The sequence below is a fragment of the Allobosea sp. P4_E12 genome (assembly GCF_056401655.1).
Genome location: NZ_JBFUIY010000071.1, coordinates 1 through 11,420 on the forward strand (window position 1 = coordinate 1; position 11,420 = coordinate 11,420).

Consider the following 11,420-nt stretch of genomic DNA (forward strand, 5'->3'; position numbering starts at 1 on the left):
TTGACGAGACTTGACGAGACGAATTCCTTCGCTGGTCGAGAGCAAGTCAGCGATATCGGCGGCACGATCTTCCCGTAAGCGTTCCAGCGGCGCGATGCTTTCAATCGCCGCCGCTTCAAAAAAGTAACCCACCGGGACCTCAAGGATGTTCGCGATGAGCTGAAGACGGCTCGCGCTGAGCCGATTCGATCCGCTTTCGTATTTCTGGACCTGTTGAAACGTGATGCCCAACTGCTCCGCTAGTTGTGACTGGCTGAGGCCAATGAGCTGCCTTCGCGCTCGCAAGCGCGAACCCACGTCTCGATCGATCGAATTCGGTCTTCTCGCGAGCGTCATGACCCGAATCCAGCCCCCCAATCATCCTTTTGTTGTCTGAGCAGGTCGACCTGTCAGCCGACCAACGTCGCGCAAATAACTCCGATAAGGAAAGGGGGGATTAAGCCGGTGCCCCCGCACCGTATACATCAGCACCCGTTCGAAACGATGGGCGCTCGTCCTCTCAGACATCGGCCCAATTAAATCAAAAGAGTCCGTCAACACGGCGGGTGACGACTGTGCTGGCCCAGTGGTGCGGAATTAGTTCGAAATTCGAGCATCTATCTGAGACGGAACGTCAAAGGCGGGACGGAACGTCAAGCCTGAGCGTCGACCGCATTATTGTTGCGGCGGGCCATCGTAGTTCGCTCGACGTTCGGCAAGTATTTTTGCACGAATATTGCGCGATGCGACCATAGGAGTTCTGAAATCTGAGCGAGTACCCTCAAATTGGGGTTGCAGCGATCGCCCCATCTGAGCATCATGCGCGTGCCTGGGTTGATCGGCGGGAGAATTAACCCCATGAATCGGCAAGCGACATCGAGTTTTGTTCCTGATGCCTCGCGCTCCCAACCGATGCCCGCGCCATGCGAAGCCGATATCCACGCGCAACTGCATTGCATTTTGGCAAGCCGCGATTTCAGCGCTCCCGATCGGCTGCGGCGGTTTCTGACCTATGTGATTGAGCAGACGCTCGCTGGCCGGGCCGACCGCATAAAGGCCTATTCGATCGCGGTCGAAGTTTTTGGCCGGGATACGAATATCGACATTCTGAACGATCCGGTCGTGCGCATCGAGGCCGGTCGGCTCCGGCGCGCATTGGAGCGATATTACTTTCTTGAAGGCAAGACAGACCGGGTCCTGATCGAAATTCCCAAGGGAAGCTACGTGCCGAGCTTCGCATGGAGACTGGACGATCCGTTGCTTGGGCAGCCCCTCTCACCGCCCGAGCCGCAGCCGCTATCCCAGCCCCGTCCAGACTTCTTCGGCTGGCTCAGACGCCCCTGGCGCGTCGGCTCGGTTACTGCGCTGACGATCGGTACCGTTGTGACAGTCATGGTAATGGGGGATTCATCACGACCGGCTGCTTCATCGACAAGCACCCCGGGTCTCTCCCTTCTCGTAATGCCATTCGTCAACCTGTCCCCGCCGCCAGAGGCCGGTGTTTTCGCCGCCGGTCTTTCCGAAGAGATGCTCTCGCAGCTCGCTACGTTTCAGAGGCTGACAATCGTCCGAAGCGAGGCTTCCGATGACCTGGCGCAGCGATCATCCGCTGCCCGGCGTCAGCTCGGCGCCCGGCACATCCTTGAGGGGATGATCCGTGCTGCCGATAACAAGCTCAGAATAACCAGCCGGCTCGTAGATGGAGAAACGGCCGCCATTCGCTGGTCCGCTATTTACGAGGCCGACCTGCATTCCGGGAACATCATCGATCTCGAAAGTGGCGTAGCGCAGAAGATCGCCGCAGCGGTCGCTCAGGCCATCAAGCCCCCATTGCATGCATCGTCGAAGGTCCCCTAAGGGGCGATCCCCGCGAAGCCGGGGGCATAAAGCACCAACCGAAGATCTGCTTACCGGCGGTCTGTCAGTGTCACACTGAGACCTCCGGAGGCCTATTTACTGCAGAGCCTGTAGTTGCTGCCGGTTTGATCGCTGGCGTTGGAATAGCGCTTTAAGCGCCCGTCTGACCCTTTTGCTAGGATCGCGGAGGACTGGGTGCGGGTAACAGAGTGGACGCAGAATAGTGACAGGTTATCACGGTCGCCGATGCGGCTGACGGCGCCAATCCGGCAGGCCGTCCAAGGCGTGCTGATGCGATCCCCGGAGATAATGAAGGCAGGGACGAATAGCTCCGTAGGGACCTTGAACATCATTCCCTTACGCCCCGGCGTGAATACGTCTCCACAAGCGAGGTCGTCCGCGAGCCAGGCTCCTTGATAGGTGACTAAGGGGCCCTCTGCCGCCTTCACGTTTGCAACCAGGCTGCTCGCTACAAGGCCAATGACAACCGCGCTCGAATATCGGGTACACCGCATTGATCGCTCCCGGGTCTCCATCTCGAAAACTATGTAGACGTAGGACTTAAGGTCCAATGGAGACAGCTTCTTGGGAAGCCAATTTGGAAGGTAGCCCATTACCACGTCCGGTTCCATCGCATGTCTGCTTGGGGAACGACGTCCGCTCTCGTCGTAGCCACCGTCCAGAACCTCAGGAAAATGGCAAAGCTCCTGCCGACCGGACCGCAAACTCAGCCCGACTGAGGAGATGCCGTCCCGATCGGCAAGCGGAAACGTGCCGAGACGGCGGGTGTCAATGCCTAGATCGGCCCTGAAGGCTACCGACGCTTCATCGTGGGGAAGAAGCGCGCCTTCGAGGGCGAGGTCGATGAGGAACTGGGCGCGCCGAACGGAACGCCTTGATGCAATCCGGCCGGCTCCCATCCCGGACGTTGGTGGTCCGCCGTCGTCCTTTCCGGAAACGACCCAACTCGGAAATTAAATCATCCTAGCCTGGCGGCCCGTCACCGACATCTGCAGGGTCCGCTTCCGGGCAACTCGACTGAAGGCAAGACAGGGTAAGGACAGCCGGGTTGGTGCAATCGCGAAGCTCCCCCGCAGACGCCCGCGCCTACCAGGTGACGCGCTGGCCGCACTCGCCCTTTAGATGTAGCGTCGATCGCTTTGCCCCTTCAGCAACGGTCTCAGGGACGCTCACAGCTTGCGCTACCAACTTACTTTGATCCCAAGCCGGCCGTCATAGGCGCGCGAGCGGCCATTGAGCCCGATCGAGTAACCGGCCGACGCGTAGAGCGCTGTGTTCCTGCTGATCTGGGCGTCGACACCGGTCCTGAGTTCGGCCCAGGAGCCGCCGAGATCGGCGTGGAAGGGGATCAGCCCCGTGGCCGAGGAGAACGAGGTCTTGGGATCGCCGAGGAACTCGTTCCAGAGGCTCGCCTTCAGCCAGGCGGTGAGCAGGCGGGGCTTGGCGCGCGGATCCTCCTCCAGCGTCCAGCTCTTGGCCAGGCGGGCGCCGATGCGGCCGGCCAGAGAATCGGCATCGCTGAAGCGCACCAGCGCCGCCTCGTCACGGCCGGATCCGTTGGCCAGGGTCTGGTAGATCATCTGTGCCTGTGGCTCAAGGATGAAGCCGTTGCCTAGCTGGAGCGGATAACCGCCCTCGAGCGAGGCCGCGAAGCCGAAACCATCGCGCTTCAACTTGATCAAGCGTTTTGAATCGGCCTCCGCATCGTACCAGGTGCCCTGCACGACCCCGTCGAGATACCAGCCGGACGGTCCGAAATGCGTCCAGTAGGCGCCGAGCGAATAGCCGTCGATGGTGTTGGTGCCGGCCTTGATACCGTTGAAATGGGTGACATCGCCTTCGATCCGTCCGATCGCGGCATAGAGGCCGGCGTGGTTGCGGCTGCCGTCAGTGCCGAGGCTGCGATAGAGATCGAGCCCGGCCTGGAAGGCGTACATGTCGTAATCGTAGTTCGGGCCGTTGCGGTAGATGCCCCAGGGGCCACCGTCCTGGTTGCCGTGCTGGCCGATGATCCGGGCCCAGCCGGCCGAAGCATAGGAGCTGCCGGGGACGCTGGCGCCGACCGGAAGTTGCACGGTGGTGGTGCAGCGAAAGTTTTTCTCCGGATTCTTGCACCAGATCGTCCGCTCCTCGCTGACCGGCGGCAGCGCGAGCGGGTGCAATTCACCGACCCGTTCATGCAGGCTGTCGATCAGGGTGCGGCCATAGGTCAGTCCCATTGCCGGAAGCGCGGCATAAAGCGAGACTTCGCGCCGGAAATTCGGAATTCCCGAGTTCGGGGGCGTCGAGCCAGGACCGGGCGGGATCGGTTCGGGCGGAGCAAGTGTCGAACGAAGGTACCAGCTATCGGGCGCAGGCGCAGCGCCTGCGACCCCGCCGCGAAACAGTTGATACTCAAATGGACCCGCAACCGCGGCGCCGCCCAGCGCAAACGTCCCGGGCTGGGTGCTTCCGCCCCCCGCGGGAACGTCCACCACAAGAATGCCATTGCCCGGTGTGATCGCGCCGAGGCCACCGGCATTCCGGACCAGAATTTGCGTGGCGCCGCCGGCGCCCACGCTGCTTCCGTCCACCACCAATACGTCTGAGTGGGAAGGCTCGCCGCTATCGAGCACGGTGTCGAGCCGAAGCGATCCGCCGTTCGAGGTGAACACGCCGCCGCCGAAGCTGCCTGCCGTAGGGGCGCCGGTAATGGTCAACACATCGCCAGGCACCGGGTTGGCTTGAAGATCGATCGCGCCGCTGTTGACGAAGCTGGAGACACCGACGAGCTGGCCCTGCACCGGCCCACCAATTGCCATAGCATTCAGCACGTTGCCCTGCGGCAAGTATTGCCCGGTGCTGTCGAGCGTCGTAGCGCCCGGAGCCCCCAACAAGGCCAAAGTCCCATTGTTTGCGAACGTGCTGCCCGGTCCGCCAAGATCCGAAACAGCGACACGCACCGTGTCGCGTAAGCTGTCGCCGTTGGTGTCGGCAAAGTGGCGCAGGTTGAAGGCGCCATTGTTGATGTAGCTGTTGACCCCCGATAGCGTGACAAAACCCGTCATCGTGCCGTTGTTGATGATTACCGGATCGCCCAGTACCGCGCGATCTGACAGTGCGCCGATGCTGCCATCATTGATCAGGGTCGCGATGCCGCCGGTCGAACTCAGCACCACGCCGGCGGCGGGCAGACCGAAGAGGCTTGAGCCGCCGGTAAGGTCGGCCTGCCAGCCACCCATGATCGATCCGCCTGGCGCGACGTTGACCGTAACGTCGCGTGCTCCCTTCGCGACGATCCCGGAGCTGAACTGCCCTGTGGTCAAGACATTCGTGGCATTCACCTGCACCGTCCCGGTCGGCACTCCGGTGAAGACCGGCGTCGGCCGGAACTCGCTCGGCGAGCTTGCAACCAGGTTGGTGCTATCGACGAAAATGCCGACTGCCCCGGAGCCGTGCGTCGTGATTGGGCCGGATGAAGTCACATTGACGCTACCCCCGCCGGAAAGAGCAACGATGCCCATCCCGTTCCCGCCAAACGTCGTAATGCCTGGGCCGGTGTAGTTCACCGAGATTGGCGCGTCCAGAAAGCTGAACGCTCGAATGCCGTAACCGTTGTTGCGGAGACCGGGATCTGGAGCCGCGGGACCCGCCATCTGGATTGTCGACGCCACGTTTGCGATCAGCGCATCATTGGCCGCCGCAGTCCCGAACGAATCAAGAGCGATGCCCGGCTTCAGCCGTTCGCCGGTCAGGCTCAAGACCGTGATGGTCGTGCCCGGATCGGTGGTGACTGTAGCCGTGTTGCCTGCCGCATAGATGCCGTTGGCAAAGTTCCCACGGACGGCGATCGAGCCGCCGTGATACAGTACCGTTCCGCTGCTTCCCCCGGAAGCGAACAGGCCAGTGATACCGTTGGCGCCGGCTCCGAGCGCGATGCCTGTCATATCCCCGGTTGCTTCGATGGTGGCAGGACCGCTCCCGCGATTGTCCGCCTGGATGACGGTCGAGAAATCCGTGCCGATCGAGGTCACCCCCGGACCGTTATAGTTCACCGTTGCCGCCGTGGTCAGGGTCGAGCTTGGCAGAACGATCGCCCAAATCGCATTGGTGCTTTGGAGACCGGTCACATGAACTTCGGTATTCGTTGCCGTAATTATGGCGCTCCCGCTGGCCTGTATTCGCAGCCCAGATTTATTAGGGCCAGTGACAGCGGTATTGTCGATGAAGGCACCGTCCACGGTCAGAGTGGCATTGGCGCCGGGCGTACCGATCGGGCCCGTGGTGTTCGCAAGGTTGACCGAGTCTACGACACCAGAGCCATTGGGGATGACGACCCGGGCACCCGGCTGAAGCGTGACTAAGATGGGCGTATTGTTGGTTGTGTAATTGATGCCGCCGGGATAGTCGTTGCCGGCCGATGTGCAGGTAGCGCTATTGGATCCGTCAAGTGCCCCACACGTTTGCGCCAGGGCGGCCCCCCCCGAGATGCCCAAGAATAACTGCGTCAGCGCGGAGGCCGCCAGAAGCCAAAGTTTCCGACGTTTCACGCCGGCGCCCGAAAGCACACGCCCCCAATCCATACCGCTCCCTTTCGCGTGTAGCTCGCGAGCGTGATCAGTACGCGCTCACGTTGCGAGCAGTCGAAGTCAGAATCAAAGGCAGAGGCAAAGGCAGCTGAGAATCAGAATCACATAGGCTACGCAGTGACGATGCTCAGAGAAAGCACCGGCGACATCTACAAAATGTTTACGTGGGCATGGTCGGCGTCGATGCGGACCCGCATATCTTGAGAATCTGTTGCGCGGACGCTACGGTTTTCGATCGTACGACCCAATCACCGGCTGAATTTTGTTGTCGGCGCAGTTACGGGGCCGACGGAGACAGGCATTATGACCGTAGGGAAGGGACCATGATCAGCCGCTGAACTTCAATCTAGCGACGTCTGCTTTCGGGCAGTCCGCCAATGTTTGGCGGTGGCGCGCTTATGCCAGCGGTGCAGCGTGGCGAACTTCTGGATTCCACCCGAATTAGCCGTTCGCGACGAGGCACGGCGGTCGCCTACCGTGCCTGAGGTCATCACAGATCCGTCTGCTCCGACAGAATGAGGGCATCATCGACCTCGATGCCCAGGTAACGCACGGTGCTTTCCAACTTGGTGTGGCCAAGGAGAAGCTGGCATGCTCGCAAATTGCCGCTGCGCTTGTAGATGAGGGCCACTTTGGTCCGACGGAGGCTGTGGGTCCCGTAAAGCGCTGCGTCTAGCCCGATGAAGGCAACCCATTCGTCGAGGAGCCGGCTGTATTTGTGAAGCGGCATACCGTTTGACCCCCGATCGGCGCCCAAGGCTCACCCCATCAAATCGGCGGCAGGTTCCTGAATCGATTAGCGAATATTCGAGATACGCGGGGTCACGCAGGACGCCGATCCGGGGTCAAATTGGATGCCTATTCACATACGACCCGATGAAGCCGTTCTCCCAAGGGGTTCCGGGCGCGATAAAGGCGGTTTTCGCACCGCAGCTCGGATCGATCGCCCGATTGCGGCATCAGCCTGTTCGCCCATGCGAAGATCGCGACGGCCTAAGCCATTGCCCGATACCGCGCCCACAGCACCTGATTTCAAGCGCCAGGTGGCTAAGACTACATGGCTGGCGAGACGCTCCATAGCCTCGCTCGCCGACAGCTACCTAGCCCGGATGCGTTCCCGGTGGGCCGTGTAGAGTCCGCTCGCCGCGATCACCGCGCCTCCGAGGAAGGTCATTCCCTCGGGGACGGCCCCGAAGATGGCGAAGGAGAGCAGGGCGGCGGAGGCGAGCTGCACGTACGAGAACGGGGCGATCGTCGATGCAGGGGCCTTCTTGAAGGCGAGGATGACCAGCCAGTGACCGATGGTCGAGAACAAGCCCATGGCCACGCCGATCCCGATCTCCCGCAGTGTCAAAGGATGCCAGGAGAAGGCCACGCCCGCGGACAGCACCGCGAAGCCGATGAGCGCGGACCAGGCCATCGTCACCTCCGACCGCTCGGCATGCAACTTTCGCGTCACGATCGCGGCCACCGCCCAGCACATGGCGGCGCCCATTGGAAGGAGAGCCGCCAAGCTGAACCCAGCGGTGCCCGGTCGCACGACGATGAGCACGCCTGCAAAGCCGACCGCTGCCGCTGCCCAGCGGCGAAGGCCCACCTTCTCGCCGAGCATTGGGATGGACAGGGCCGTGATGAAGATGGGCGATATGAAGTTGATGGCGGTTGCCTCCGCAACGGGAAGCTGCGTGAGGCCCAAAATAAAGAGCATCGCGGAGGCAGCCACTGCGAGGCCACGAAGGGTCTGCATGCCGGGCGAGGCGGCCACGAGGGCGCGCCTGCCGCTCATAGCGAACGCGGTCGGCACAACCAGAATGACGAATACGAGATAGCGCAACCACGCCACTTGCACGCCGGGAAGGCTTGCCGTCAGGAGTTTCGCCGAGACGTCTCCGGCGGCGAAGAACAATGTGCTCGCCAGGATGAGACCTATGGCGAGGAGGGTGTTGTCCGCGGGTAACGAGATACCGGCGGGACGGGTAGGAGGCTTCCTTATCGATACGTCAGAGGAATAGGCATCGCAATCGGCCGCGGTGGCAGCTGCAGACGGGGGTGACATATCGATCCGATCGGGAATTTCGATCTGGCGGCGCGCCATATCCTTGGTTCAAGCAAGACGCATGATCGTGATCAAACTATGAATTCGCGGCGCAATCGCCGAGCGAAGAAGCCCTACCCGCCATGTGAAATTTGCATGCGATGTGGTCCTCCGTCGTCGCGCCCTGCCTTCCCGATGGGTGCCCCTTACTTGCATCCGCGCGATCCCGAAGCCGAAGCACGGCGATGCATGACGGGCGGGTAGCTCCACATCCGCCAAGGCTGCCGGCATCCGATCAACTGAAGGCCAGGGGAGGGTTCTCGGCGCTCAAAAGCAAAGGCAGCCTCCTTACGTCCGACATACCGTCGAGATTACGGAGCCTATCGACGAGATCGGACGCCTTGGCTGTCGGGAGCGTCAAGGTGAGGAGTTCTATGACCTTGGCGCGTAGCCGAGCGTCGGGAAGTGGATTGTCAGGCGAACCGAGGGTGGGGGTCCACATGCGCCTGATAACCCGCTCCCGAACGGCCTCTGCGCCTCTTGCTGGACGGTCGCAAACGCGCAAAGTCGGGGCAGCCACCCGCCGTGCTTATGGTTTCTTTTGAATCATTTAGGCCGATGTCTGAGAGGACGTGCGGCCATGGCTCCGAGCGGATGGTGATGTATTCGCTATTGGGGCGCGCCGAATTAATCGCCCCCATTCGGGATCGGAGGCATTTGTATGACTCCGTCGGCTGACCAATCGACCGGGTCACGCAGCAACAGGATGATTGGCCGACTGGGTTCAGGGCATGACTTTCGCGAGAAACCGAATTCGATCGACCAAGCCTAGGTAGGTTTGCGCTTCCGAACCCGGCGGCGACCGGTTCAGTCCCTGACGCTCGCCGGCAGTTAACGTGCCAATGCCAGCTAGGCTCGAATCACTCCCCCCAACGCATGCGGTTGAGGAACAGACTTTCGTTCGGCGTCGGTTTGAATTGCAGTGGCTTGGCGGCACCATAGCCGACGACGGTCTGATAAAGAGGTACGACGGGCAGTGTCGCCGCAACAATTTCATGAATCTTGCGATAATCGGCCAATCGTACTGCGGGATCGAGCGTCGCGCGCGCGCGGTCGAGCAGCCCGTCGATCTCCTTGTTCTCGACGATTGTCCAGCCATTGCCGGAGTGGAAGAGTTGGTACAGCGCACCGTCCGCGTCTTGGCAAGCGCAGGAGGAGCGGCTGATGGCGAGGATGGGAGAGTCGAGGGGTCCGCGCTGGGTCCTTTGAAGGAAGCTCGGCGTGTCGACCAAGGTGATCGTCACCTCGAACCCTACATCGCGCAATTGCTGTTGGATCGCCTGGACGACACGCTGATCGAAGAAGGGCGCGGTGGTCAGCGCAAATGGCACTTTGGCTGCAGCCCCGGCCTCGGCGACAAGCGCCTTGGCGCGCGCCGGGTCGTAGGTGGGGCCGGCGATGCCCTCGGCCCAGCCAAAATGTGCCGGCGTCAACATCTGCGCTATGGGCTTCTCCTGCCCGCCCAGAATGCCGTCGATGATGCCCTGTTTGTCGACAGCTCGCGCCACGGCTTCGCGAATCTTGGGGTTATCGAAGGGGGGCTGGTTCGGATTGAGGCGCAGATAGGCGAGGCGCTCGGTTAGGGCCGTCAGGGGCTTAACCCGCTGCGACATCTTGAATTGGGCGAGTTGGTCGTTGTCGAGCCCCACGGCAAGGTCGGAGCTCCCCGCCTGCAGATTGGCGACGCGTGTCGCACCATCAGGCACGGCGCGAAAGAGCACGGTCGGGAATGGACCCTTGGTGCCCCAATAGTCATCGTTGCGCTTCAGGGTCACGGCAACGCCGCGCTGCCAGCTTTCGAAACGATACGGACCGCTCCCGACCGGCTTGAGATTGAAGGGGTCGTTGCCGACTTTCTCGACGACCGCCTTTGGCACGATCGAGAGCTTCACGAGCTGGGCGAGCAAAGCCGGATAGGGCCCGTCGGTGACAAGTTTCACCTCCGTCGCCGAGAGGGGTACGGCGGCAACGATCTTGTCGAACTGCCCGCGCTGCGGGCTCCCGAAGGACGCGTCGGTGATACGCTTGATGCTGAAGGCGACATCCTCGGCGGTGAGTTTTGAGCCGTCATGGAAGGTCACGTCACTGCGCAGCGTGAATAGGATTTCCGTATTGGACAGGCTGCGCCAAGAGGTGGCGATCTGAGGGATGATATCGCCCTTGTCGTCGCGGGTGACGAGGTTGTCGAAGATGTTGCGGTAGACGTAGTAGCTATCGGGATTCCACTGGATCTGCGGATCGAGCGTCGACGGTTCGGCCGCCAGATCCACCACCAAGCGGTCTGCACTGGCAAGCGCAGGGGTGGCGAACCCCAAGGCGGCTGCAACCAGCCATCGGCCAACCTTGAGCTTCATCATCTGGTCCTTTTGGAGCGCGTTGGGGCCTGTGCCTTTCGGATAGTCCGTCAGTTTCGCACCGCGCCGAAATGACCACAATTCTATTGTGACATGTGAAAATAGAACGTTCTCTCGCGGTCAAAATCCAATGGAGGCGTTTCTTCGCCGAGCCGTTCTGCGTGAACTCATCAAGAACATAACCCTCTTGATCGACGGCGCGCCACAGCCAGTGCTTCTGGCCGCCGCTGCCGCCGACAGGCTACGGGCTTATTCCCGCCCGAATTTCAGGGCCCGGCGCCTCACCGTCTCGTAGGAGACAGCAATGGTAAGCGGTGTCCCGGCGCCACCTTTCCGGCAACGGTCTGAGCGACGATGTTGGAAGCCCCTGAGGGCTTCGGCACATGACGATTTCAGAGCTTACGCTTAAATCCAGCGACGATGAGCCGGTTCGGAGGTTCGAGGTCTTCACCGGGACCGGACGCCGACGGGATTGGTCGGACGACGACAAGGCAAGGATCGTGGCGGAGAGCTACGAGCCGAGCGCGACGGTGAGCGAGGTTGCGC

6 protein-coding genes and 2 pseudogenes are annotated in these 11,420 nt (G+C 61.5%); 2 read left to right on the forward strand and 6 right to left on the reverse strand.

The features are described 5' to 3' along the window. A partial coding sequence (locus tag AC1DW9_RS35230) for a helix-turn-helix domain-containing protein (RefSeq protein ID WP_476855345.1) occupies window positions 1–336 on the reverse strand: 336 nt, incomplete at its 3' end. A gap of 501 nt (window positions 337–837) precedes the next feature. Here AC1DW9_RS35230 and AC1DW9_RS35235 point away from each other — a divergent pair. Further along, window positions 838–1,836 (forward strand): hypothetical protein, encoded by a 999-nt coding sequence (locus tag AC1DW9_RS35235; protein ID WP_476855346.1) that lies wholly within the window; start codon window positions 838–840, stop codon window positions 1,834–1,836. Window positions 1,837–3,038: 1,202 nt separating this feature from the next. Here AC1DW9_RS35235 and AC1DW9_RS35240 read toward each other — a convergent pair. The 5 genes and pseudogenes from AC1DW9_RS35240 to AC1DW9_RS35260 all read right to left on the reverse strand — a co-directional run. Continuing rightward, on the reverse strand, window positions 3,039–6,404 hold the full coding sequence (locus tag AC1DW9_RS35240; protein ID WP_476777458.1) for an autotransporter family protein: 3,366 nt from the start codon (window positions 6,402–6,404) through the stop codon (window positions 3,039–3,041). Window positions 6,405–6,915: 511 nt separating this feature from the next. Next, a pseudogene (locus tag AC1DW9_RS35245) lies at window positions 6,916–7,140 on the reverse strand (site-specific integrase); the annotation flags it as partial. Window positions 7,141–7,521: 381 nt separating this feature from the next. Next, window positions 7,522–8,520, reverse strand: a complete 999-nt coding sequence (locus AC1DW9_RS35250; protein ID WP_441508948.1) for a DMT family transporter — start codon at window positions 8,518–8,520, stop codon at window positions 7,522–7,524. 860 nt (window positions 8,521–9,380) lie between these two features. Further along, window positions 9,381–10,874, reverse strand: a complete 1,494-nt coding sequence (locus tag AC1DW9_RS35255) for an ABC transporter substrate-binding protein (protein ID WP_441508949.1) — start codon at window positions 10,872–10,874, stop codon at window positions 9,381–9,383. A 133-nt stretch (window positions 10,875–11,007) separates the two neighbouring features. Next, window positions 11,008–11,100, reverse strand: a pseudogene (locus AC1DW9_RS35260) (IS6 family transposase); the annotation flags it as partial. Between the two features lie 157 nt (window positions 11,101–11,257). On the opposite strand from AC1DW9_RS35260, the gene AC1DW9_RS35265 reads away from it, so the two are divergent. Then, on the forward strand, window positions 11,258–11,420 hold a 163-nt coding region (locus AC1DW9_RS35265), incomplete at its 3' end, for a transposase (protein WP_476855347.1).